General features: G+C 29.0%; 22 protein-coding genes, 4 tRNA genes and 1 pseudogene. 20 read left to right on the top strand and 7 right to left on the bottom strand.

The annotated features are described in order from the left end of the window. Window positions 1-170 precede the first annotated feature (170 nt). The 3 genes from fabA to BPEN_RS02115 all read right to left on the bottom strand — a co-directional run bounded on the left by fabA (window position 171) and on the right by BPEN_RS02115 (window position 2,378). On the bottom strand, window positions 171-689 hold the full coding sequence (gene fabA / locus BPEN_RS02125) for a bifunctional 3-hydroxydecanoyl-ACP dehydratase/trans-2-decenoyl-ACP isomerase (RefSeq protein ID WP_011282961.1): 519 nt from the start codon (window positions 687-689) through the stop codon (window positions 171-173). Between the two features lie 834 nt (window positions 690-1,523). Next, a complete protein-coding gene (gene hspQ, locus BPEN_RS02120) occupies window positions 1,524-1,841 on the bottom strand; it encodes a heat shock protein HspQ (RefSeq protein ID WP_011282960.1) in 318 nt (105 codons plus the stop codon). Between the two features lie 207 nt (window positions 1,842-2,048). Continuing rightward, window positions 2,049-2,378 (bottom strand): TusE/DsrC/DsvC family sulfur relay protein, encoded by a 330-nt coding sequence (locus BPEN_RS02115; protein ID WP_011282959.1) that lies wholly within the window; start codon window positions 2,376-2,378, stop codon window positions 2,049-2,051. Window positions 2,379-2,715: 337 nt separating this feature from the next. On the opposite strand from BPEN_RS02115, the gene BPEN_RS02110 reads away from it, so the two are divergent. Then, window positions 2,716-2,799 (top strand) — tRNA-Ser (locus tag BPEN_RS02110). A gap of 295 nt (window positions 2,800-3,094) precedes the next feature. Here BPEN_RS02110 and BPEN_RS02105 read toward each other — a convergent pair. Next, a tRNA-Lys gene (locus BPEN_RS02105) sits at window positions 3,095-3,168 on the bottom strand. Between the two features lie 487 nt (window positions 3,169-3,655). Between BPEN_RS02105 and pgsA the strand changes: the two genes are divergently transcribed. From pgsA to BPEN_RS02090, 3 genes are all read left to right on the top strand, one after another. Further along, window positions 3,656-4,207 carry a CDP-diacylglycerol--glycerol-3-phosphate 3-phosphatidyltransferase gene (pgsA, locus tag BPEN_RS02100; RefSeq protein ID WP_011282958.1) on the top strand — a complete coding sequence of 184 codons (552 nt, stop codon included), beginning with the start codon at window positions 3,656-3,658 and terminating at the stop codon, window positions 4,205-4,207. Between the two features lie 427 nt (window positions 4,208-4,634). Continuing rightward, window positions 4,635-4,705, top strand: a tRNA-Cys gene (locus BPEN_RS02095). A gap of 14 nt (window positions 4,706-4,719) precedes the next feature. Then, window positions 4,720-4,801 (top strand) — tRNA-Leu (locus BPEN_RS02090). 141 nt (window positions 4,802-4,942) lie between these two features. Here the strand turns inward: BPEN_RS02090 and BPEN_RS03415 are convergent. The 3 genes and pseudogenes from BPEN_RS03415 to rne form a co-directional block, all read right to left on the bottom strand. After that, a pseudogene (locus tag BPEN_RS03415) lies at window positions 4,943-5,891 on the bottom strand (L,D-transpeptidase family protein). Between the two features lie 374 nt (window positions 5,892-6,265). Continuing rightward, window positions 6,266-7,189 (bottom strand): LpxL/LpxP family Kdo(2)-lipid IV(A) lauroyl/palmitoleoyl acyltransferase, encoded by a 924-nt coding sequence (gene lpxL / locus BPEN_RS02080; RefSeq protein WP_011282956.1) that lies wholly within the window; start codon window positions 7,187-7,189, stop codon window positions 6,266-6,268. 405 nt (window positions 7,190-7,594) lie between these two features. Next, window positions 7,595-10,195, bottom strand: coding sequence for a ribonuclease E (gene rne / locus BPEN_RS02075; protein WP_011282955.1), 2,601 nt, complete (start codon window positions 10,193-10,195; stop codon window positions 7,595-7,597). A gap of 516 nt (window positions 10,196-10,711) precedes the next feature. On the opposite strand from rne, the gene rluC reads away from it, so the two are divergent. The 16 genes from rluC (at window position 10,712) to lolE (ending at window position 25,921) form a co-directional block, all read left to right on the top strand. Then, window positions 10,712-11,728 carry a 23S rRNA pseudouridine(955/2504/2580) synthase RluC gene (gene rluC / locus BPEN_RS02070; protein ID WP_011282954.1) on the top strand — a complete coding sequence of 339 codons (1,017 nt, stop codon included), beginning with the start codon at window positions 10,712-10,714 and terminating at the stop codon, window positions 11,726-11,728. Window positions 11,729-12,624: 896 nt separating this feature from the next. Continuing rightward, on the top strand, window positions 12,625-12,795 hold the full coding sequence (gene rpmF, locus BPEN_RS02065; protein WP_011282953.1) for a 50S ribosomal protein L32: 171 nt from the start codon (window positions 12,625-12,627) through the stop codon (window positions 12,793-12,795). A 51-nt stretch (window positions 12,796-12,846) separates the two neighbouring features. Continuing rightward, window positions 12,847-13,854 carry a phosphate acyltransferase PlsX gene (gene plsX / locus BPEN_RS02060; protein WP_238374076.1) on the top strand — a complete coding sequence of 336 codons (1,008 nt, stop codon included), beginning with the start codon at window positions 12,847-12,849 and terminating at the stop codon, window positions 13,852-13,854. 5 nt (window positions 13,855-13,859) lie between these two features. Beyond that, window positions 13,860-14,813: a beta-ketoacyl-ACP synthase III gene (locus BPEN_RS02055; protein ID WP_011282951.1), complete on the top strand. Its 954-nt coding sequence runs from the start codon at window positions 13,860-13,862 to the stop codon at window positions 14,811-14,813. Between the two features lie 23 nt (window positions 14,814-14,836). Next, window positions 14,837-15,778, top strand: coding sequence for an ACP S-malonyltransferase (gene fabD, locus BPEN_RS02050; protein WP_011282950.1), 942 nt, complete (start codon window positions 14,837-14,839; stop codon window positions 15,776-15,778). Window positions 15,779-15,807: 29 nt separating this feature from the next. After that, entirely contained in the window at window positions 15,808-16,542 is a 735-nt protein-coding gene (gene fabG / locus BPEN_RS02045) for a 3-oxoacyl-ACP reductase FabG (RefSeq protein WP_011282949.1), read from the top strand. A gap of 128 nt (window positions 16,543-16,670) precedes the next feature. Then, a complete protein-coding gene (acpP, locus tag BPEN_RS02040; protein ID WP_011282948.1) occupies window positions 16,671-16,922 on the top strand; it encodes an acyl carrier protein in 252 nt (83 codons plus the stop codon). Window positions 16,923-17,541: 619 nt separating this feature from the next. After that, a complete protein-coding gene (gene pabC / locus BPEN_RS02035; protein ID WP_011282947.1) occupies window positions 17,542-18,363 on the top strand; it encodes an aminodeoxychorismate lyase in 822 nt (273 codons plus the stop codon). Between the two features lie 371 nt (window positions 18,364-18,734). Next, the gene (gene tmk / locus BPEN_RS02030; RefSeq protein WP_011282946.1) at window positions 18,735-19,373 is read left to right on the top strand and encodes a dTMP kinase; all 639 of its coding nucleotides are present in this window, start codon (window positions 18,735-18,737) and stop codon (window positions 19,371-19,373) included. Window positions 19,374-19,379: 6 nt separating this feature from the next. Next, window positions 19,380-20,381, top strand: a complete 1,002-nt coding sequence (locus tag BPEN_RS02025) for a DNA polymerase III subunit delta' C-terminal domain-containing protein (RefSeq protein ID WP_011282945.1) — start codon at window positions 19,380-19,382, stop codon at window positions 20,379-20,381. Between the two features lie 16 nt (window positions 20,382-20,397). Beyond that, window positions 20,398-21,183, top strand: coding sequence for a YchF/TatD family DNA exonuclease (locus BPEN_RS02020; protein WP_011282944.1), 786 nt, complete (start codon window positions 20,398-20,400; stop codon window positions 21,181-21,183). Window positions 21,184-21,456: 273 nt separating this feature from the next. After that, a complete protein-coding gene (locus BPEN_RS02015) occupies window positions 21,457-21,807 on the top strand; it encodes an HIT domain-containing protein (protein WP_011282943.1) in 351 nt (116 codons plus the stop codon). Window positions 21,808-22,035: 228 nt separating this feature from the next. Continuing rightward, window positions 22,036-22,533 (top strand): penicillin-binding protein activator LpoB, encoded by a 498-nt coding sequence (locus tag BPEN_RS02010; RefSeq protein ID WP_238374054.1) that lies wholly within the window; start codon window positions 22,036-22,038, stop codon window positions 22,531-22,533. 242 nt (window positions 22,534-22,775) lie between these two features. Then, a complete protein-coding gene (gene lolC, locus BPEN_RS02005; RefSeq protein WP_011282941.1) occupies window positions 22,776-23,981 on the top strand; it encodes a lipoprotein-releasing ABC transporter permease subunit LolC in 1,206 nt (401 codons plus the stop codon). Next, on the top strand, window positions 23,974-24,675 hold the full coding sequence (gene lolD / locus BPEN_RS02000; RefSeq protein ID WP_011282940.1) for a lipoprotein-releasing ABC transporter ATP-binding protein LolD: 702 nt from the start codon (window positions 23,974-23,976) through the stop codon (window positions 24,673-24,675). Before lolC ends, lolD begins: the two co-directional genes overlap by 8 nt. A 13-nt stretch (window positions 24,676-24,688) precedes the next feature. After that, entirely contained in the window at window positions 24,689-25,921 is a 1,233-nt protein-coding gene (gene lolE / locus BPEN_RS01995; protein WP_238374053.1) for a lipoprotein-releasing ABC transporter permease subunit LolE, read from the top strand. The last annotated feature ends 146 nt before the right edge of the window (window positions 25,922-26,067 follow it).

Below are 26,067 nucleotides of genomic sequence, written 5' to 3'. Positions count from 1 at the left end.
AAATTATTAATCAGAGATATGCTTATTATTATAATAATAATATATATTGTTAGTTGTTGTAATATATAATAGTTGCGTCTTTTATATGAAATAAGTTAAATTTTGATGGAGTTAGTTAATAGAGGTACATTAATACGTAAAAATATTTTTATATTTTATATCTAAATATTTTAGAATACTGTAGAATTCTTAAATAATCCAACTTTTAAATCAGTTGCAGTATAAATTATTTTTCCATCACATGATACTTCACCATCAGCCATTCCCATAATTAGTTTTCTGTTGATGATTCTTCGAAAATGAATAAAATAAGTAACTTTTTTAGATGTAGGTAAGATTTGGCCAGTAAATTTAACCTCTTTTACTCCTAAAGCGCGTCCTTTACCTTCTCCTCCGAGCCAACCGAGGTAAAATCCTACTAATTGCCACATAGCATCCAATCCTAAACATCCCGGCATAACCGGATCTTTTATAAAATGACAATTAAAAAACCACATATCTGATTGAATATCTAATTCTGCTTCTATAAATCCTTTATTATAATTTCCTCCATTTTTAGTCATTTTTATTACTCGATCCATCATCAGCATGTTAGGAGCGGGTAGTGTAGGTCCGTTTTTTCCAAATAATTCACCCCTGCTGGAAGCTAATAAATCTTCTTTTGTATAGTATTCACGTTTATTAAGCATAGTACATCTCATCTTATGAATATATTTGCTCATTTCGTACAATATAAAATATCAAATTGTTAAATCTGATTATATTCCGCGTGTGTATATGTATATGATGAATAATATTTATTACACTATATATTTAGTGATTTTATCAAATGATTAAATTTTTTTTGATAAAAAGTTTAAGTCATTATATTTTAATAAGATTTGAAATTGTATGTTCATTTTCTGAATTATTCTATTATATTTATTTTAGTCTGAAAATATTATTGTTTATTAAATATATATGAATCTATTCAAGTGCGCGTAATTATATTTAATATATATTACTTTAATATAATAATGATTATTTTTGATATCAAACATGATTTAATGGTGTGTGATTTTATAAATATGTATTTCTTGAAAAATATATTTTTATTAAAGATAATTAATATATATATTATGTTTTATTAAAAATATAGTTCTATATTAGATAGAATGTGAATCTAAATTCTGACAAGATATATCAATTAATATTTATTATTATAATTAATATGTGGTAATTTAATGCTTTAAGCATCAATTGATATGTTCGAGTGTGAATCTCTTATAGGCTATGAAGAGAAGAGTTATGTTGTATATAGGTATGATTAGAAATTAATTATTACGATTAAATTATTATTTGAATTTGATATCAAATAATAGATATGTTTAATATTTAAGATATTTTTGAATTCAAATGGCTATATTATATTATAAATATAACCATTTGAAAAAAGTGTTTAATATAATCCTATTTTGTATAGGAAATATAATATTTTTGATAATTTTTTCATATATACATAAAAAGTTTCTTGGATATGAAGATTAATTTCTTAATCTTGGTGTTTGTAGTTGCAAACGAATAGATTCAGAAAGCTCATCTAAAGTTGTTTGTTCTGGATGTGTTAGTATGTTCTCATACCCTAGTTGTACTTCTGCTAAGTAGGTATGCATGGGTTTTCCTTCTTCATCTTCCATAACAACATGATACCAGGGAGATTTACGTAGGGTGTCATTTTTTGTAATTTCATCTAATGTAGGTTTTTCAAGAGAATATTCTGGATCTATATCTATTATTACTCCTAAATATCCTAATAGTTTATGTCGTACTTGTTGTCCTATTCCAAATTTGCTAGCTATCATAACCCTCCCCTATTAAATATCATCTACCGGAAATAATAGGATAGATATGGGATAAGATGATAAAATCAAGGGTAAATTATTATTAAGTAGATTTAATATAAATAAACAATTTATTTTTTATGTTAAATAAATTTAACAGCCCTCTATTTTAATGTCAAAAATATTTAATAAAACAATTTATTATAAATTAAAATTGTGCTTATTGTATTATAAGCATTTAACAGGTTTAGGAAGGCCAGAAATTTTTGCAATTTTTTGAACTGCAGATCCTTGCCGAAATAAACGAGCAAGGTATCGGCTATTTCCTTTTTCTTTACCATGTTTAAGCGCTATAGCATTGATTAGTATTCGAATTTTTGGTAGCGAATTAAATTCCATATAAAATTTTCGTACAAAATATATAATTTCCCAATGTATTGTATTTAGTGTAATGCCTTCTAATTTAGCAATATTAATTGCAATTTCTTCATTCCAATCTTCAAGGTGAATTAAATATCCTTGTGTGTCAATATTAGCATTAATTTTATTATATTTCATAGAGTTATTCCTTAATTACTTAATAAATTTATTATTAATATTCAATAATAATGCGCGGAGACTTAAATAGTGTTTAAATTTAGATATAATCAAAATTGTATTAATTATGAGTATATATATTCATAGTAATATAATTTATACTTGATATAGGTTAATAATAATGTTGTTAAATATGGTCTTTTTGTTTATAGGAATTATTTTTTATAATTCAGTATTGATTTCAGTATTAAATTAATAATTTAAACCATTTAATTTTTTTGCTATACGTAGAAGTATAATGTATTTATTGTATGTATAAAAAAAAATGATAAAATAATTGTATTGTTTCAAATTTTATGGAGGAGTGGCCGAGTGGTTTAAGGCGCCGGTCTTGAAAATCGGTAATGTAAAACATTCTAGAGTTCGAATCTCTACTCCTCCGGAGATTTAAAGTATAATGATTATTTTTTTGTACTAATGGAATGTGATAGAACCAATATTTTTGTTATTTTTTAAGAATTTGTATAAGTAAATATACTTCTTTAAAAGTAGTTATTTTGATGATTAATATGTGGTTTTTCATTTGTACTATTTTAAGAGCATGCATTCAGAAGTAATTATTAAAGTTTTTGTTCTAATATTTTAGTTATTTCGTAGATATATATTTATGTTGAAAACATTAAAAGGTTTTTCTAACTTACTGAAAATGTTAGCAGATATTGCAGTGTCTCATTGATTGGGTCGTGTAGGATTTGAACCTACAACCAATTGATTAAGAGTCAACTGCTCTGCCATATTGAGCTAACGACCCAATTATATTTTTAAAATATATGATACTATGTTAGTAACTAAATTGAATTTTGATTATTTATTCTTTATATATTATTATGTGTAATTGGTTATTTAATGGGTTAAAGACAGCTTAATTAATTACAGTAGCTCACAGGTATTGTATCTACAGCAGTAGAAAACTGTGGTCTTAATATTCTATTATATCACATAATAATAGAGAAAATTGATGATTATGTATTTTATAAATATTTTATGATGTAAGGCTGCAACGATGTAGTTTATTAAATAAATGGATACTACATTTCAATTGTATGTTATAAGAATATTGGTTATAGGTTAAATGAGTAGTTCTTTATCTAATTCAGTGTATCAGTTATATTGATAACGAATAATGTTATTATGTAAAATTCTTTATAAATATAAAGGATGGAGTATGTATTTATAAAGTTATAGCTCTTTTAAGAGCTAACATTTTAATTTTGTTAAATTAATTGTTTTTTGTTATTATGGATATTATTAATATACCTACGTATCTTACTTTATTACGTGTTGTCATGGTGCCGTTTTTTACGGTAATGTTTTATTTACCTGTAAGGTGGGCGCCGATGATATGTACTATTATGTTTTTTGTTGCGGCTGTTACAGATTGGTTTGATGGGTTTTTGGCTCGGCGTTGGAAACAAACTACTAGCTTTGGTAAATTTTTAGATCCAGTAGCAGATAAAGTTATGATAGTTGCGGCACTTGTTTTAATAGCTGAGCATTTTCATACGTGGTGGGTCACATTACCAGCGTCCATTATAATTATTCGTGAAGTGATTATATTAGCATTGCGTGAATGGGTAGCTGCAATTGGTAGTCGTAACGGAATTGGGGTTTTATGGATTAGCAAAATCAAAACATTTGTACAAATGTTGGCTTTAACTGCATTACTATGGAGCTCTGATGAATGGATAGTAATTATAGGCATTGTTGCGTTGTATGTTTCAGTGTTGTTGACATTTTGGTCTATGTGCCTTTATTTATATATTGTGCGTTATGACTTGTTTAATTATTGATTTTTATTTATATAGATTATAATTTTAAGGTGAGCATGTAATTGTATTTATTTGAAAAATTGGAATGGCATTGACCGCTATCTATATTAATATATATAGGGTTATTTATGTAAACTTACATTATATTCAAGCATTACGTATGTATATTACTTATATAGAAAACGTACACTTATTTAAAGATAAAAATACAATTTGAATTTGATCATTGATGCCAATACGATGAAGATCATGTTGATAATCGAATCTATATCATGTAAAAGATTATATCTTTTTTAAATAAAAGGATGGTTTGAAATTGCTATAGGTCTGTTATTGTTAAGTTGATCAGTAACAATTTAAATTGTTACTGAAGAATATATGAGATTAAAATGTGGTTATGTTGATAGGGTTTGTATTTTGTTGTATGTCTGGTTAATATTGTTTGTGAGGCGCGTTGGCAGAGTGGTCATGCATCGGATTGCAAATCCGTATATCTCGGTTCAATTCCGAGACGCGTCTTTTTATTCTGAACAGCCCGGGTGGTGGAATTGGTAGACACAAGGGACTTAAAATCCCTCGGCTTTGACTGTACGAGTTCAAATCTCGTCCCGGGTAGTTTGCTGTAGTACTATGTGTGATAAAAATTTTTTAAATAAAAAAATGGTTTTTATTCAAAAATAAATTGATTTGATAATTGCTAGTATGTGTTTGAAGTGCAATGCCATTATGTTTAATATGGATAGTTATTTATAATAATTATTTGTTTTCATTGTTGGTAAGTTTACGTGTAATGTTTATCGGTATACCGGAACGATCTTTTAATGCTTTGTTAATTATTTCATAATCTACGTTGGAATCGTTTATTAATATAGATCGTATTTGTTGTTCTAAATGCGCTATTATCGATGCTTCTGATCTTTTTTTGTCTTTGTTACAAGATAACGGATTATGAATCTCTAAATACCGCATACCATTTTTTTCAACAGTACTTTTCACAGGTTCATTTATAAATTGTACTTTAGTACCGACGGGGACAATGTTGAATAAGTATTCAATATCTTCAGGGCGTAATCTTATGCAGCCTCGAGTTATTCTAAGGCCGATTCCGAAATTCCTATTGGTGCCGTGGATTGCGTAATTTTTTTCTAAGTATAAAGCATACAGCCCCATAGGATTACTAGAGCCAGCCGGAAATATGGTAGGTAGGATTTCTCCATGTTTAATGTATTCATCACGCATACTTTTGGTAGGGATCCAAATTGGATTTTTTTTTATGTGTTATTGAGGTTATCCAATGTGATGGTGTTGCATTTTTAATGGTCCCGATAGCTATCGGTAACACAATTACAGTATTTTTTTTTTCAGGATAATAGTATAACCGCATTTCAGCGTTGTTAATAACAATGCCTGAATGAGGCGTATTTGGTAAAATTAATTGATGTGGAATTATTAATTTTTTTTCTGAATCTGGAAGATATACATCGACGTCAGGATTAGCTTCTAACATGTTACTCATTCCTACTTGAAATTGTGCAGAAAAATATTCAAGAGAATATGTATTGTTTTTAGGTGTGATAATTTCAATATTTTCGCCTATTAGTCTGTTATTGTGATCAGGTAATGTATAAACAGTAGCAGTAGCTAAATACTGATGTAAACCAATAATAAAAAATATTATATTATAAAAATATATTGTTGTATTCATATTTATTTACATTGTTTAAAAATATGTGTTTTGTTATTTATATATTATGATTAATAGCGTTGTAGAAATTATTGAAAAAATTTTTAGGAACGTTTAATTGTAATTTATAATCAATCCATGTAACCTCTCATTGTATCAAAAATTGCATGAAATTGCAGCGGTATATAATAATATAATTTTTATTAATTTCAAAAAAATGATTATTTAGTTAAATAGAAATATTTTGTTATATAATGTGATTTAAATAATATTTAATTATGAAATGAGATGGATAAATTACGCATATTTTTAGTATCTGCATGTATACCAATAATAATTTATATAATATGAGTAATTTTATCGGCCTGTAATAAGTTGTTTGATTTTTTGTTTAATTAATATAAAGGAGATTCTCCAGGAGGACGGGTTTTAAATCGACGATGCAACCACATATATTGGTCAGGGGCTAGTAAAATTACTTGTTCGATTACTTTATTAATGTGTTTGATCATGTTGATATTTGTGTCTAAAGGTATTTCATCTTGTTGATTTGGCAAAATTAGTAGTTCATATCCGAGAAGATTAGGTAATCTGCGTGCCACAAAAGGAACAATTGCAGGTTTGGTTATTTTTGTGAGTATATAAGTACCGATAGTACTCGCTGCATTTGACACTGCGAATAAGGGGGTAAATACACTGTTTTTATATCCATAATCATGATCTGGTGCATACCAGACAATTTCACCGTGTTGCAAAGCTTTGATCATGCCTTTAATATTAGTACGGTCCAACATGGTTTTATTCGATCTTAATCGTCCCTTGGTTTGTAACCAGTTTAATAATGGATTATTATTAGGACGGTAGACACCAATGCCTGGATTTAGCATACCTAAAATTCGTGCACCTAATTCTAAAGTAAAAAAATGCATCCCAATTAGTAATATGCCTTGATTTTTTTTTCGTGCTTTGGTTATATTGTCTAGTCCATTAATTTTAAACCAGCGTTTAATTCTATGTTCTGACCAAAACCAAGCCATGCCAGTTTCAAAAACCCCCATACCTATCGATTCACAATTTTTGTTGAACAAATTTTTTTGTTCTTGACTTGGTAAATTAGGAAAACAGAGTTCTAAGTTTCTACGAATAATGCGCATGCGGTTTGTCATAAAATATTTTGTAATACGACCAATTCTAGTACCAAGATAATGTATGACAGGATAAGGAAGCAATACTAAAATATATAATGTTCCTATACCTATCCAGATTAACCAAAATCGTGGGCTTAAGAAAGAGTAATTAAAAACCGGAAGTTTTCTCATATGTAGTTGACATCATATAAACGGCATAATAAAAATATATTAGCGTATATTTGCAATATTAATTGTTACGATCATCTATATTTTTAGAAATCTGTTTTCATAAAATTGCATGCAGACATATTTGAGTGTAGCACATATTAAATTGTTTATGTAATTTTGCAGCGAATAAAATTTTTTAAAATTAAGTATATATGCGCATGCATCTAGAAAATGTATTTATTTGAATTAGTTATTTCTTTAGAGATTGTAAATCTTAAAAAGCAAAATATAATTATAAATTCATTTTATTAAAAAACGAAGAACTAGTTTTTATTTTGAATTATATTTGGATATATGAACGGTATGTGTATGTAACGAACTTTCGAGAGTTATTTTAGTGCTATGTTACATTTATTGAGTAATATTTTACTGCATTTTCTTTGAGGTAATTTTTTCTCGACGTTGTTGTAACCGATATTTAAAATTTATACGAAAATGACGAGAAGATCGACGTATACGCCGAATTAGTTGTGTATGGTTATTGTTGTCTTGTTGAGATATGTTGTTGTGCTGTTTAGCAATGCTATTATGGTTAAGATGTGGATAATGGATGATAGTATTGGTACTTTTTGGAATATATAGAGTGTTTGATGTCAAATCAGAGGTATGAATATTTGTAGAATTATCAATAGTATTGGAGTTTACTTCAGCAATGGTGGTTTTTTTGTCAAAAATGCGGGAATCTGCTGCATTATATGTTCTGTAGGAATTGATATTTATAGGTACTACTGGTTCTTTATTTACTTTCATATGCAAGGTGTGTTCAGATTGGTAAAGTTTTCGCCATATCCAATATTCTGAGTGATGTGCCTTATTTAAGTGCTGATGTTTAACGTTGTGCGTATATCTTTTTTTATATTTCTGTATAGGTGGTTTTTTCGTTATTTTTTCAATAGACTGTGTTGGATTAATGTAGTAGGGAGTAGGTATGGACTTGTAAATATTGTCATTAAATTTCGATAGAGACTTAGTATTGTTACTATTATTTTTATTAAAAAAATCTGTTATTTTTTTATGATTATTTAAATTAGTTTTGTTTTTTGTATTATGGGTATAATTTTTTTTATTATTATTGCTATTATATTTAGAATAAAAATTCGGATATGACTTGAAAAAATGATTTACGTTCTGAGATGGTTTGTGTTGATATATAATTTTAGTGTATATCCAATGAATGTTTTTGGTGATTATTTTTGACAATATTTGTTTTAAATTATTATAACTTGTGATACATAAACTGAGTATTTTATGGCAACGATTTTTAATTTTATCAAACCATGATATTTCTCTTTTTGATTTAAATTGTAATTTGAGATTTGCATAATAAAAAATTTTATTATAATCAGGTACTAAATTTGATGAGGTGCGTGCTGTTGACTGTAGTTTTTCTGTAGTATAAGTATAATTTGAAGAAATCATTTCTCCTGATGATTGGGTTATTTCATAGTCTTGATTTGTTGCTAACAAATAGCTTGGTTTATTGTATGTTTCTCCTTTACGTATACGTCGTATTTCGTAATTTGGAGTTTTCATTTGTTCATAAGGTACTATAATGGCACGTACTCCTTTTTGTCGTTGTTCTATATCGCTAATGGCTTTTCGTTTTTCATTGAGTAAATATGAGGCGATAGCTACAGGAACGATAGCATGTACTTCATAAGTATTATCCTTTAGTGCTTCTTCTTCAATTAAACGTAAAATTGATAGAGAAAGAGATTCATTGTCACGAATGCTGCCTGTTCCGCTGCAACGTGGGCAAATATGATGACTTGATTCTCCAAGCGACGTACTTAATCTTTGTCTAGATAGCTCTAATAGACCAAATTTAGAAATATGTCCTATCTGAATGCGGGCGCGATCCTGATGCACCGCTATTTTTAAGCTATTTTCAATTTCTCGTTGATGCCGAATTGGAGTCATGTCTATGAAATCTATAACAATTAATCCACCCACATCACGAAGACGTAACTGACGCGCTATTTCATCAGTTGCTTCTAAATTGGTATGAAAAGCTGTATCTTCAATGTCTGTTCCTTTAGTAGAGCGTGCGGAATTAATATCGATTGCTGTTAGAGCTTCGGTAGTGTCTATAACAATGGAGCCTCCAGATGGTAATCTTACTTCTCGTTGAAACGCTGATTCTATTTGAGATTCTATCTGGTAGTGACTAAATAAAGGAATATCGCCATTATAAAATTTTATTTTTTTAGTGAAATCTGGGCGACCTAAAGAAGTTATATGTTCTTTAGCTAAATGCATAATTTTGGGATTATCAATTAAAATTTCTCCTATATCTGGGCGTAAATAATCTCGAAATGCACGTACAATAACATTACTATCCTGATGAATTAAAAAAGGAGCCAAGTGCTTTGCTGCGGTATTTTTGATGGTTTTCCAATGTTGCAAACGAGAAGTTAAATCCCATTCTAATGCCTCGATAGATTTTCCCAGCCCAGCGGTACGAATAATTAAACTCATTCCTTCAGGTAATTCTAAAGTAGATAGAATTTCTTTTAATCCGATACGATCGTTTCCCTCAATTCGTCTTGAGATTCCACTGGATTTGGGATTATTTGGCATGAGCACTAAATAGCTACCTGCTAGACTGATAAAAGTAGTTAATGCAGCGCCTTTATTTCCTCTTTCTTCTTTATCTATTTGTACAATTAGTTCTTGTCCTTCACATAAAATTTCCTTAATATTGAACTTATTATAGGAAGATGGCGAAGAAAGAAAATATTCGTGTGAGATTTCTTTTATAGGAAGAAATCCGTGTCGTTCGACTCCATAATCTACAAATACTGCTTCTAAACTAGGTTCAATTCGGATAATTTTTCCTTTATAAATATTTGATTTCTTTTGTTCATGACCTACTGTTTCAATATCTAGATCATATAATCGTTGCCCATCTACTAATGCTACCCGTAATTCTTCTTGTTGAGTAGCGTTAATTAACATTCTTTTCATTATAATTTTTGCTCAATGTTGATATATTGAAATGTAGATATTTTGATTTAAATATCTAATTATTTTCAGTGTTTTTATAGTTTGATGTTTAATAGATTTGCATTTACAACTTAAATGTATAATTATTTTTTGCCTAGAAGGTTCATGGAATTGTTAATAACCATATATTTATGCAAATCATAATATTAGTTATCGATAGACTATTGTATAGTACATAACGTTATTGCGAATGATATTTATTATTGTTGTTATTTTTTAGAATATATCAGCTATAAGTAATCTTATTGTAACCAAATGAACTAATAATTGTACTTGATATTAGATGAAAAAATAACACTATAAAAATAGTATATGTGTGAAATTAAATGTTTTAATTTAAAATTATCAATTGCGAATATTAAATATATCAATTTTACAGTATTTATCATGCAAACTTATATTAGCTTGCTAAAATTATGATCTTTTCATTATCTTTATTATTATATTAAAACAATTATGTAATTGCCATGGGTTCTTATGAAAGAACATGATATAAATGTACATTTTATTAGAATTTCTTCAAATTCTTCTGGTCAAAGAATTGATAACTTTTTATATACTTATTTAAAAGTAGCACCTAAATCTATGATTTATAAAATTATACGAACTGGTGCAATACGTATTAACAAAAAAAGAATTAAATTTCAGTATAAGTTGCAAATAGGAGATTTATTAAGAATTCCTCCAATAAGAGGAATAAAAATCAATAGATTTAATATGAAATATATGGAAGAAGTTGCATTTTTACAGAATATTATAATTTATGAAGATGATTATTTATTAGCACTGAACAAGCCTACTGGCGTTGCTGCACATGGAGGAAGTGGGCTTAAATTTGGTGTTATTGAAGGATTACGAGCATTACGTCCTAAAGCACAGTTTTTAGAGTTAGTTCATCGTTTAGATCGAGAAACTTCTGGTGTGTTATTAGTGGCTAAAAGACGTACTGCTTTAGTATATTTACATGAACAGTTACGTTTACAAAATATGAAAAAGGAATATTTAGCTTTAGTACATGGAAGATGGAATGTAAATCTACAAATAGTATCCGTGCCATTGTTTAAAAAAAACACTTTACTTAACAGTAGCAGAGTTGTTTACATAGACTCGGAAAATGGAAAATTTTCTACAACTCATTTTCAAATTAAAGAATATTTTGATAATGTAGCGACCTTTCTGGCAATTAAACCTATTACTGGACGCACACATCAGATTAGAGTACATACTCAATACGCGAGTCATCCTATTGTAGGGGATAACCGGTATGGCGATTATCAATCTAATACTCGATTTAAACGATTTGGATTTAATCGATTATTCTTACATGCTTCTATATTGCGTTTTATACATCCAAAAACAAAAAAAAAATTCCATATACATGCGCCATTAGGTCAATCATTTCATAATTGCTTATTTTTTTTAAGAAATTTATCTATAAAAAATTATGATTGTTTATTGGAAAATATTAGTAAAAATATAGATAATTTAAAATAATTAAAATTTATTGTTGTTAACTTTTTATTAGAAGGATGATATGCGTAATTTTATTTTAAAATAATTGTGCCTATTTATTTTTTTAATAAAAAATATAAGTAAGTTAAACATTGATTTAATTACTTATTTTTAATAAAAATATTTTACGAAACAATGAATTTTTGAAGTAACCGCAAATTTAATTATGAACTATGTGGTTAATTTTAGTTACAAATATTTAGAAACCTTATCTTAAAGAGTAAAAAATTAATCAATTGTTTTGATGAGTTATGAAGTGCATGTATATTTAGTAATGTTGATGATGAGTAAGAATGTAATATTTAGGACGAGCTATATAATATCATAAATTAAGGATTGTATATATTTAAGTGAATGGAATTTTGTTGAAATATATCATGAAATTTTATTAGTTGGATTAATGTATTAGTGATCGATGTTAAAAGATCTATTGTTAATATCTCTTAAATGATATTTTTTATTTTAAAAAGCAGTAAGTTCATAAAATGAAACTGTAAAAATAAAGCATTATGATATATTGGCATATTTTATATCAACTTATTTTTTATACAGTTCATATATAATTATGTGTGTAAATGTAGTGATTGTATGTGGTCACTATTTTCTTAAACAGTTAGAAGCATGTTTTGTGATAATGTCAAAAAGTAGGTTGAATAAATAAGAAATTATATTTGCGGAACGATAGATAATTAATCATAATATATTTTCTGCTAAATAATTATTTTTATATTGAAAATGAACAATGTTTCTATCTTAAAAAAACTACATGTATGTGTGATTAAATAAGTGAATATTTTAATTATTAGTCAATTTCATTAAGATTAGATCGGTTTTTTAATGAAAAATAATATTGAAATACATCAAAAGGAGAGTATAGCATGGCCGTACAACAAAATAAATCTACTCGTTCTAAAAGAGGAATGCGTCGTTCTCATCATGCGCTGCGCTCGGTTACTATATCAGTAGATCGGACATCTGGAGAAACACATCGCCGTCATTGTGTTACTTTTGATGGATTTTATCGTGGGCGGAAAATGATTGAGAAATAATTTTTGAAAAACGATATACAGCTACAAAATTTGGTTATTGCATTAGATGCAATGGGTGGCGATTTTGGTCCTGTGGTAACGGTGCCTGCTTCTTTACAAGCGTTATCTTTATATCCAAAACTTAGATTGTTACTTGTTGGAAATCCTGATGCGATTTTACCTATATTAGCAACATCAAAATCTATAGGCCTTGATAGATTAACTGTTATTCCGGCAAGATCGGTAATAAGCGGAGATGCGAGGCCTTCTCAGGCTATCAGAGTGAGCAAAGATACTTCGATGCGCGTAGCTTTAGAGCTTATCAAGTCAGGTCGCGCTCACGCTTGTGTTAGCGCGGGAAATACAGGGGCTCTCATGGGTTTATCTAAGTTAGTGCTCAAGTCTGTACACGGTATTGAACGCCCTGCTCTAACAACGTTGCTGCCGCACCAAAAGCAAGGAAAAACTGTCATTTTAGATTTAGGTGCGAATATTTCATGTGATGGCGCAATGCTGGTACAGTTTGCCATTATGGGTTCAGTATTATCAAAGCAAATTTTAGGAGTAAGTAATCCAAGAGTAGCATTATTAAATATCGGATCGGAAGAAACTAAAGGATTAGATAATATTCGTCACGCTTCTAGGATATTACATACTATTTCATCAATTCATTATGTTGGTTATGTTGAGGCGAATGATTTATTAATGGGGAAAACAGATGTTTTGGTTTGTGATGGATTTATTGGCAATATTACTTTAAAGACTATGGAAGGAGTTATAAGAGTTATTTTATCAACGTTACAATCTTCAGAGAAAAAAAATAAGTTGAACTGGTTTATGCAAATTATTAATTCTTGGATCAGAAAGTATCTGTTTAAGCAATTTAATCAATTTAATCCTGATTGGTATAATGGTGCTCACTTGGTAGGTTTACGTAGTACGGTAATAAAAAGTCATGGAGCAGCTAATCAACACGCATTTATTGCCGCTATTACACAAGCAATGCATTCCGTGGAACGGGAGGTTCCAGAAAAAATTTCTCATCAATTAAGTACAGTGTTATCTAAAAATAATCATTAATATACATGTTTACTAGAATTCTTGGAACAGGGAGTTACTTACCTAAAAACATTAGATCTAATATTGTTTTAGAAAAAATGGTAGATACATCGCATGAATGGATTGTTGCCCGTACTGGTATTCAAGAACGGCGTATTTCTACTTCTGATGAAACTGTTGCCAAAATGGGTTATTTTGCTGCTAAAAGAGCTTTAGATATGTCTTGTGTGCACTCTGATAAAGTAGGGATTATTATTGTTGCAACTACATCTTCCAGTCATGCATTTCCTAGTTCAGCATGTCAAATTCAACGTGACCTACATATACGAGATACTATTGCCTTCGACTTATCAGCAGCTTGTTCTGGATTTGTTTATGCACTAGGTGTAGCGGATCAATATGTTAAAAATGGAAGCGTAGATTATGCTTTGGTTGTAGGGTCAGATACTTTAAGTCATGCTCTAAATCCTAGAGACCGTGGAACATTGATTTTATTTGGGGATGGAGCAGGTGCAGTAGTACTTGGTCGCTCGAAAACACCGGGTATTATTTCTATTCACTTACATGCAGATGGAGATCATGGGGATTTATTGACTCTTCCTAATTGTAATAGAAAGAGTCCTGCTATATCTAATTATTTAACCATGTCTGGCAACAAAGTATTTAAAATAGCTGTTTCTGTTTTAGCACGCGTTATCGATGAGACTTTGAATGTTAATAATTTACATCGAGATGAATTAGATTGGTTAGTCCCTCATCAGGCTAATTTAAGAATTATTTCTGCTACTGCTAAACGATTAGATATGGATATGAGAAAAGTAGTAATTACGCTTGACAGACATGGGAATACATCTGCAGCTTCTGTTCCTTTAGCGCTAGATGAAGCTGTACGTGATGGTCGTATTAAGTCAGGTCAACTAGTATTATTAGAAGCGTTTGGGGCTGGATTTACCTGGGGTTCAGCGTTGTTACGATTTTAATTACGAAAGGAATATTAATTATTATGAATACATTAGCTGTGGTATTTCCAGGACAGGCAGCTCAAAAAGTAGGGATGCTAAGAACTCTTGCGGAACATTATCCGCTAGTAAAAGAGACTTTTTCTGAAGTATCGGAAGTTCTAGGTTATGATATATGGAAATTGGTACAGCGTGGACCTGTTACAGAATTAAATAAAACTTATCGAGCGCAGCCGGCTATTTTAACAGCTTCAGTAGCTGTTTGGAGAATATGGAAACAGCAGGGAGGTTGTACACCAAAGATAATGGCTGGTCATAGCTTAGGAGAGTATTCTGCTTTAGTATGTGCGGAAGGTATGGATTTGTATTCTGCAGTTAAATTAGTAATGATACGTGGTATGTTAATGCAAGAAGTAGTACCGTATGGACGTGGAGCTATGTCTGTAATTATCGGGCTAAGTAATGACGTTGTTTTTGAATTATGTAACAAAGCAGCACAACAAGATCAAATTGTTTCTCCTGCTAGTTTTAATGGGCCTGGACACGTGGTTATTTCCGGACATAAAGAAGCAGTAAATCGTGTCAATTTGTGTTGTAAAAATGCAGGCGCAAAACATATACTTATGCTGCCGATTAGTGTTCCATCACATTGCTCATTAATGAAACCAGCAGTTGTAAAATTCAGAAAAGAATTAGAAAAAATCGTCATCACTACTCCTAGTATACCAGTAGTAAATAATGTTGATGCGTGTGTTAAGTGGGAATCTAAAGATATTCGTAATGCATTAATACGGCAATTATATACTCCGGTGCGTTGGCATGAAATCGTGCAATATTGCATTCATCAAAAAATTAAGAGATTTTTAGAAATGGGACCTGGAAAAATATTAACTGGACTGATACGTAGTACTGTTAGTGATGTGTTTAGTTTATCAGTAAATGATCCTGTTTCTTTATCAGAAGCAATTAGAATGAATAAGAGTTAATATATTTGTATAAGAGGAGTACATGTAGGATGAATTTTAATGGAAAAATTGTTTTAGTAACTGGTGCTCGTCGCGGTATTGGTCGTGCTATTATCGAAATGTTTGCAATATATGGAGCTACTGTAATAGGAACTGCAACTAGTGAATTAGGCGTCAAAGACATCAATAGGTATTTAGGAAATAAAGGAAAAGGGATGCAATTAAATGTTGCAGATAAATGTTCTATCAATCTTTTTTTTGAAAAAATGCGCCAAGAATTTGATAGCGTTGATATATTAGTGAACAACGCTGGTATCGTCCAAGATAATATTTTGTTATACATGAAAGATGATGTATGGCAATCTGTTATTGACGTAAATTTAACTGCTGTGTACCGTATGTCCAAAGCGGTAATAAAATCGATGATAAAAAAACATTATGGTAGAGTTATTAATATTGGTTCTGTAGTTGGTGTTGTGGGTAATCCCGGGCAATCAAATTATTCGGCTGCTAAATCAGGATTGATTGGGTTCACAAAGTCTTTAGCTCGTGAAGTTGCTTCGAGAGGTATTACGGTTAATCTGGTGACACCAGGATTTATTTGTACAGATATGGTTAAAAAATTAACTGATAAACAAAAAAATGATATTTTATTACAAATACCAGTTAATCGTTTTGGAGATCCAAAAGATGTGGCTTATGCGGTAATATTTTTTGCCTCTGATCATTCAAACTATATTACTGGACAAACGATACATGTTAATGGAGGAATGTATATGGGTTAATTTATTCTATGTGATTTATTTTAATAAAAATATAAGAAAATAAAATGTATTTTATTCAGCGTTTGCAGTGTGTGTTTTATATGTTTGGATACTATTATATAAACGCACGTTGATAGGAAAATAAAAATATGAGTACTATAGAAGAAAAAGTAAAAACAATTATTTCTGAACAATTAGGGGTTAAACAAGAGGAAGTAGTAAATCATGCTTCATTTGTCGAGGATCTTGGAGCTGATTCTCTTGATACTGTTGAGTTGGTTATGGCGTTAGAGGAAGAGTTTGATACTGAAATTCCAGACGAAGAAGCTGAGAAAATTACAACTGTTCAGGCGGCAATAGATTTTATTAGTAATAGTCATCAACAAAATAAGAGTAATTAATTATAAACTGATATCTTTATCTTGTTGTATTGAGTAATATATAAATGATTTTTAGCGCATTATATTCATAATCATAATATGAATTGAATTCTATTGGAGGTAGTTCTTGTTATGTATATATACATTTGATTAAATGTGCGAGTATTATTTTTATCTAGTTTAATAATTTAATACACTGCTTAACTATAAGCGTACATTATTAATTAATAAATTTACGAATTATTTCTTATGAATAAATCGAATTATAGTATGAAAAATAGTAATGATAGTGTATGAACATTAAAAGATAGTAGTTTCAAAGAATTTAGTTCTATAGAGAATAAATATTATGAATATTAATATAAATCGTTTTTTACTATAAAATTGAAGATATCATAAGAGCTATATGGTATTCAGGTTAGAACAAAATTTGTGCACATAGAAGACATAGGGCGAGATAGATATTAATTGTATGCGTATTGATATTGTATGTATTAATGTGTGATTACGTTTATTTTAATATGAATAACGTGCAATGCATATAAATTCTTTTATTACATATGATCATTAAAAATTGTTTTAGTATTAATTATATTAAATAATTATTAACATAATTAAACACTGACTGATTGAGATTAAAATGTATTGGGTGAATGGAATTTCAAAAAGAACAATATCATTAAATAATCGTGCTTTGCATTTTGGAGATGGATTTTTTACGACTGCTAAAGTACAGAATGGAAAAATTGATTTTTTAGATTGGCATATGGATAGATTGGTTATTTCAGCGAAAAGGTTAATATTTAAAAATTTTAATTTTAATCTTCTGTATAAAGAAATGCAGCAAGCAGCTGCATATAGTGATATATATAGTGTGATTAAAGTAATAATAAGTAGGAGTAATAGCCACAGACTATATGGATATCGATGCAGTAATGATATTGAACCATTACGTATAATTCATGTTAGTCGATTGCCAAAATATTACACGCGCTGGATTCATTCTGGGATTCGTTTAAGAACGAGTATTGTTCGGTTAGCACGTAATGCTTGCTTGGCAGGAATAAAGCATCTTAATAGATTAGAACAAGTTATGATTGCCATTTGGGTAAGCAAAAGCGAAACTGATGAAGCATTAGTTTTAGACACTGATGGAAACGTGGTAGAATGTTGTAGTGCCAACATTTTTTGGAGATATAAATATCAGGTATTTACTCCGTCTTTATATTATTCTGGTGTTAATGGAATTATGCGTCAACTGGTATTAAAATTATTACCAAAATTAGGGTACTGTATACGAGAAGTGACGGTTGGACCTGAACATTTAAAAAATGCAAATGAAGTTTTTATTACAAATGCTTTATTACCGTTAGCGTCAGTTAATTCAATTGATGATTTTGTGTATTCGGATAGGACATTATTTCATTTGCTACGTTTTCATATTATACATAATAAAATTTAAAATATTTACAGTGTTGTTTAACATAATATATATAAAATATTTATGCTCTCTGTTAGTTATAATTATGTATTGTATTGATTTATTTAAAAGTAACTAATGATTGCAATCATAATTGTTATTTAAGATGTTGCTATGTAGCGTAAAAAATGATATTTGCATCTGTACGATATAAATCATGATTGGAAATCTTTGTAGGATTTATTAGATTTTATTGTTTTGGGATTTTATGGTTATATATTTGAAAAGATACGATTAGAGCATATATAAGATTATATATTTTAATTATTGTTTATTTTCATAAATATGTAAAATTTTATAGATTGTAATAAATAATTAAATAAAACGATTACACAACCGTATATCAGGATTCAATGGACAATAGGTTTATTACGATTGAAGGGTTAGATGGTGCTGGAAAAACTACTATCACTCATAGAGTAAGTAAATACTTAAATCAATATGGTGTAACCGATATTTTGACCACTCATGAACCCGGAGGGACGCCGGTTTCGGATTTTTTACGTGTATTGATTAAATATGGTGGCCCTATGAATGAACCTATTAATAGTATATCAGAATTATTAATGATATATGCTGCGCGATTACAATTAATAGAAAATGTTATTAAACCAGCTTTATCTAAAGGTTATTGGGTAATTGGGGATAGATTTGATTTGTCTTCTCAGGCGTATCAAGGAGGAGGAAGAGGAATTGATATATTATTGTTACATGCTTTATCAAATAAGATCACAAATACCTTATCTCCAGATTTGACATTTTATCTTGATATTTCTCCAGAATTAAGCATATCTCGTATAAATCATAGACAGAAATTAGATCGTATTGAACAGGAGCCTCTAAGTTTTTTTGATCGTGTACGTTCTTGTTACAAAAAATTAGCTTCTGAAAGAAAAAATATTATCACGATTGATGCTACTCAGAGTTTAGAAGAAGTTTCCATGTCTATTTATAGACATTTAGATTGGTGGTTCTTGCGTCCGCAGGAATAATCTATAATGAGATGGTATCCTTGGCTAGATAGTACTTATAATCAAATATTAAATGCTTATCGACAAGATAGAGGACATCATGCTTTACTTTTAAATAGTAAACGAAACAATGGTGAAAATACTTTAATTTATGCTATTGCACGTTGGTTAATTTGTTCTCATCCTGACGCAAATCAATGTTGCAATATTTGTTATGATTGTAGATTAATGAACGTAGGACATCATCCAGATTATTACGAAATAAGTCCTGAAAATAATACTCAAACTATAGGTGTTGATACTATCCGTGCTTGTATTAATTCTCTACACAAATATGCATACCAAAGTAAAGTAAAAATTATATATATAGAATATGTGGAATGTTTAACGGATCAGGCTGTTAATGTATTGTTAAAAACACTTGATGAACCACCAACAAATACTTATTTTTTTTTTAAAACTCGAGATTATATGAGAATATCATTAACGTTGTTGAGTCGGTGTATGCGATGGCCTATTATATCTCCTAAAGAATCGATTGGATTACAGTGGTTAATGAAAAATAGAGAAGAGATAAATGATATTTTGTTGGCGCAGTGTGCATTACGTTTGTGTGATGGATCTCCTATAGAAGCTGAAGATATGTTTAAATTAGGTTTATGGAAACAACGATTAGAATTGTGCAAATGTATAAATTATGTCATTGCAAACGGGGATTTTTTAAAACTTGTGCCATTTTTAAATATTTGTAAGAATGATATATATTTGTATTGGTTTATAACTGTACTTGTAGATGCATTAAAATGGAAGCAAGGGATAAAAAAAAGATTTTTAATAAATTTAGATCAAGTAGACTTGATTACTGTTATTACAGTTCATTGGGGTATTGTATCTTTAAGTCGTCAGTTACAACAATGGTTGGTGCTGTTACGTTATTTTCAAGAATTTACTAATATTGATCGCGAATTATTATTGACTTATCGATTATTAAATTGGCAACAAGATATTGTTGAATCTTGTTTGCATTAATGGAGTGTATAATGTTATGTTTTTGGTGGATTCCCATTGTCATTTAAATCAACTGAATTATCAAGATGTTCACAAAAATGTTTCAGATGTGTTGAACAAAGCTAAACAAAAGGGGGTTCAATTAGTCTTGTCGGTCAGCCTTACTATGTCAGATTATGAAGATATGGTAAAATTAATTGGATATAGAAGTGATGTTCTGTTTTCTTGTGGAGTGCATCCTACATATGTATATAATATTAATAATTTTGACAGCGAAAAATTGTATGTTTTGTCTTCTAAAAGGAATGTAGTAGCTATCGGTGAAACTGGATTAGATTATTATCATCGATTAGAATCAGATAGTAAAAAAAAGCAAAAAAAAGCATTTAGAGAACATATTCGTGTTGCTAAAGCAGCAAAAAAGCCAATTATTGTACATAGTCGCGATTCTTGCAAGGATACTGTCACGCTTTTACGATCAGAAGAAGCGGAGGAGTGCGGTGGTATATTGCATTGTTTTAGTGAAGATATAGATACTGCAAGATTATTGTTAGATCTTAATTTTTATATATCTTTTTCTGGAATGATAACATTTACTAAATCTTATATGATGCAAGAAGTAATTAAATATATACCTTCCGACCGTATTTTGTTAGAAACTGATTCTCCTTACCTCACCCCAGTTCCTTATAGAGGACAAGAGAATCAACCTGCTTACATATATGAAATTGCCAAATATGTAGCGTCTATAAAAAATATAAATATAGATGAATTAGCGGTTATCACTACATCTAATTTTCGTACCTTGTTTCATTTGGAATAAAATTATAATAATATTATGTATTAATTTGTATGTATAAGTAAATTATTGTTCGTATTATTATTAATTTTTAGAGCATGGTAATTATACTGGTGCTGGATTATGCTTCAGTTAATGTGAGATTCATTTATGTAGTAATTATAGAACAAAATATAAGGGATAGTATTTTTAAATAATGTAGTATCTGTATTTGTTATTTTAAGAGTATAATGTTGTTTGATGTATTTAAAAAAAATTATTGTAGAATTCATATGATTTTTAGGAATAGAATAAGTTATGAAAAAAGACAATATTTTTATGAATATTATTCACAAAAAAGTCAAAACCGATATATTATATCAGGATGAGTTAGTTACTGCATTTTATGATTTAAAGCCTCAGGCGCCTGTTCATGTATTAATTGTTCCTAATATTTTGATTCCTACCGTTAATCATGCTAAAACTCATGATGAAATAATATTAGGTAGATTATTTATAGTAGCCGCAAAAATTGCTGAACAAAAGAATATACATTCTTCAGGTTATCGTTTAATAGTTAATTGTAATGATCATTCTGGCCAAGAAATTTATCATCTTCATATGCATTTATTGGGCGGAAAGCCTTTGGGTCCTTTGTTACAGAAGTAACATAGTTTAATTAAAAATGAATTTTTAAATTAATTGTGTGTTTATTTCAATAAAATAGTGTGCATATATATATACAGGATACATAGATAATGAAGTGTGGTGCTTTTTATATCAAATGCATATAATTAAATAAAAAATTTAAAAAAAGTAATATTAAATTTTATTGTCGACAATAGAATTGTATATATTATGATTGTAAATAAAAAAATAGTGTATCTATTTCTTAGTATGATTTTTTTAGATCATATTGGTTGGTGTGGCAATAATGTGCCTATTTTGACGACAGAACCTACTTTATTAATACCACAAAAAATTAATTTAATTAATTGGCAACCGGTTTTATTAAGAATGCTGCAGAGTGTATTTTTTTTTGATAATATTGAACGTGATAGCGTATTATTAGTAAATATGGTAAAGAATAAAACTGATGGTATTTTGCAGGCCAGCAAAATTACGAATATTTTGATTAATTATATTGTAGAGAATACCAGAAAATATAATGTTATCGATATGGGAGTGCTGTATTCTGTGTATAGGGAATTAGGTATGTTGCCAGAAGATAATAGAAATTCTTATAGTTTTTCTATGAAAATTGCAAATTATTTAAAAGCGAATTATATTTTGTATGGCATTGCTTATGGAGATGCATCTAAACCAAGTTTAGAATTGCAATTAATATCCGTTAAAACCGGTGAGATTTTACGTGTTGTTAATAGTTCTGTATAGGGTATAAACAGTTCTAATAATATTGAGATGTTGGTAATTTAACAACTCTTTTAAGAGACTGATAAATATCATATTGAGAAATAATTCAGTTATTAAGATTTAATTAAAATAATTATATTTATTATTTCAATAAATTTTGTATTCGTATGCATATGTGCATATAATTATATATTTCATATAATATAAAATATATGATTGTGTATTATTTTTTTATATTTATGAGGTAACTTAAACAAATATTGATGCATCGATCAACTATATTGTTTATTGCGCTACGTTATATTTCAGGAAAATCGATAGATCAATTTGGTCGATATATTTATTGGTTTTCTAGTTTTGCTATTATGATAGGTGTGATGTCTACGATAACTGTGTTATCAGTCATGAACGGTTTTGAGCGTGAGTTAAAACAAAATCTTCTTAATTTCATACCTCATGCGTTACTCACTACCTCCAAAGGATACGTACATGTTAGAGATAAACCAAATTTAGTATTAGATCAACTACATAATATAACACACGAGGAACCATTGGTCATATCCGATGTAATATTACAAAGTTCCAATAAAATTTCGTTTGGAGTAATGTTAGGGATCAATCCAGATTGTTTTGAACCGTTGTGTGATTATTTGGTAAATAAACATGAAAATCAATTGGTTTTAGGAAAATATTATATAATTCTTGGTTCAGAATTAGCAAAAAAACTTGAAGCACATATAAATGATCAAATTCGTTTGATTATTCCTTCTGTTATGCAGATCACTCCTATTGGCTATATCCCCAGCCAACGATTGTTTACGGTATTAGATATTTTTATTACTAACAGTGAAGTTGATTCTTATCAAGTATTGGTTCATCAATCAGATGCTGCTGCGTTAATGCATTATCCATTACAATGCGTTACTGGGTGGCGTTTATGGTTACATGAACCATTTTTGCTCAGCAACTATACTCAACAATTGCGATTACATACAGATTGGATTTGGAAGGATTGGAGAGAATACAAAGGGTCTTTATTTCAAGCGATGAAAATAGAAAAAAATATAATGTCTTTGTTGTTAGGTTTAATTATAATAGCAGCAGGTTTTAACATTGTTTCTTTTTTAGTATTATTAATATTGGAAAAACAAATAGAAATTGCAATACTCAAAACATATGGTTTCACTCGCCGACAGATTATTTTACTTTTTATGGTTCAAGGAGTTACTAATGGTTTTTTTGGTATTATATTGGGAACGATATTGGGAGTATTGTTATCTCATAAGTTAAATAAAATATTATTATTTTTAAAAATATTTCCAGATACTATATTTTTACCTATAGAAATAAAATATTCTCAAATATTAAGTATCATATTCATGACGTTTATTATGATTTTATTGGCTACATTCTACCCATCGTGGCGAGCAGCTTCCTTTCATCCTGCAAAAATTTTACGTTATGGCTAATATTCCATTGTTGCAATGTATTCAGTTAACAAAATATTATCAACGTGCTAATTTCTTAATTAAAGTGTTGAATTGCATTACTCTAAGTATACAATCTAACGAAATGATTGCTGTGGTAGGCGCATCTGGATCTGGTAAAAGTACATTGTTGCATTTGCTTGGAGGATTAGATAAGCCAACTGAAGGAGAGATATTTTTTGAGGGTCATGCGCTACATAAGTTAACTGACAATGAACGTTCTGTGATACGCAATAAACGGTTAGGGTTTGTTTATCAATTTCATCATTTATTGTCAGATTTTGATGTTTTAGAGAATGTAGCAATGCCTTTGTTGATTGGAGGTATTGCGTTTAATCAAGCAAAAAGTAGAGCGCAATGTGTATTAGAGTTAGTTGGATTAAAAAATCATATTAATTCTTTTCCGCACGAATTATCTGGAGGAGAAAGTCAACGAGTTACTGTAGCTCGGGCTATAGTAAATAATCCATCTTTAATATTAGCTGATGAACCAACTGGTAATTTAGATCAAAAGAATTCAGATAGTATTTTTCAATTATTAAAAAAGTTAAATACATATTATGGCACAACTTTTTTAATAGCAACGCATGATTTAGATTTTGCTAAAAAATGCCATAAAATATTAATGATATCTAATGGTAAAATAAAATTGAGTCAGAATGATTCGTTTAGGTAATTGTTTATAAATGATGTTGTCTTTGAAAATTGCATTAAAATTTCATCGAGGTTCGAGTAGTAATATTTTAATGTCCTTAATGTCTTTGATTTCTGTTATTGGTATTACTATAGGCATATCTATATCTATAATTGCATTAAGCACAATGAATGGTTTTAAATATGAATTAAGTAATCGTATTTTATCAGTTATTCCGCATGGAGAAATTGAACCAATAAGAGCGCCATTCATTAATTGGCAAACAGTTTTAGAGTGTATTCGTAAAATACCAGATATTAGTTATGTGAATCCTTATATTAATTTTTATGGCGTTGTTGAATATAATAATAAATGGCATGTAGTTTATGTCAGAAGTGTAGATTTAAAGGAAAAAATAAATGAAAACGCATTAATGAATTTTATAGAAAAAGATTCTTGGAAATATTTTTGCGAAAATGTAGAAAAAATTATTTTAGGGAAAGGCATATCAGAAGATTTAGGAATTAAAGTGGGTGATTGGATTACCGTTTTGACTGCTCATGATTTTCGTTCGAACAATAAATTATTGTCATCCAAAAAAATTCGTTTACAAGTAGCTGGAATATTAAATTTAAATAGTCAATTAGACTGCAATATTGCTATAATGTCTTTATCAGACGCGCAACATTATTATGATGAAACGTCAGATGTTTCAGGAATAGCTATTAAGGTTAACAATATTTTTTCTGTTAATAAAACACTATATAAAATTCAAAGAATGTTTAATCATCAGGTTTTTGCGCGAAGTTGGATGGATACTTATGGGTATATTTATCAAGATATTCAAATGGTTCGCATAATTATATATTTATCAATGATATTAATTATAGGTATTTCTTGTTTTAATGTAGTTGCTGCATTGATTTTATCCATAAAAGACAAAAATTATGATATTGCGATAATTCGTGCATTGGGGGCTAAAAATATTTTAATTCAATATATATTTTTTTGGTATGGGTTAATTATTTATATAATTTCTAGTATTATAGGAACTGGACTGGGTATTTTTATAGCTTTTAATTTAACGAGTTTAATTACGATATGTAATGATTTATTGGAAAGTAAAATTTTATCAGAAGGAACTTATTTTATTAATTTTTTACCCGTTAAGCTAAACGAATGGGACATATTGTTGGTATTAAGCACAACATTATTACTAGGTTCATTAACTAGTTGGTATGCAGCGTCAAAAATAAGGCAGGTTAATTTATCTAAAATCTTAAAATAGCATGATTATGATTTTTATTAGAGTATTATAATGGTGCTTTGAGTAGATAAATTGGTTAAATCACATAATCGGATTTTTTAATAAAATATCAAATTAATACAAATATAATGAGATGATATACTATGTTATAGTTTCAAAATGAATGT

Origin of the sequence: Candidatus Blochmanniella pennsylvanica str. BPEN (genome assembly GCF_000011745.1) — a bacterium.
Classification (GTDB): domain Bacteria; phylum Pseudomonadota; class Gammaproteobacteria; order Enterobacterales; family Enterobacteriaceae; genus Blochmanniella; species Blochmanniella pennsylvanica.
Note: the sequence above shows the minus strand (reverse complement) of the source record. Positions and strands in the feature narration are given on the sequence as shown.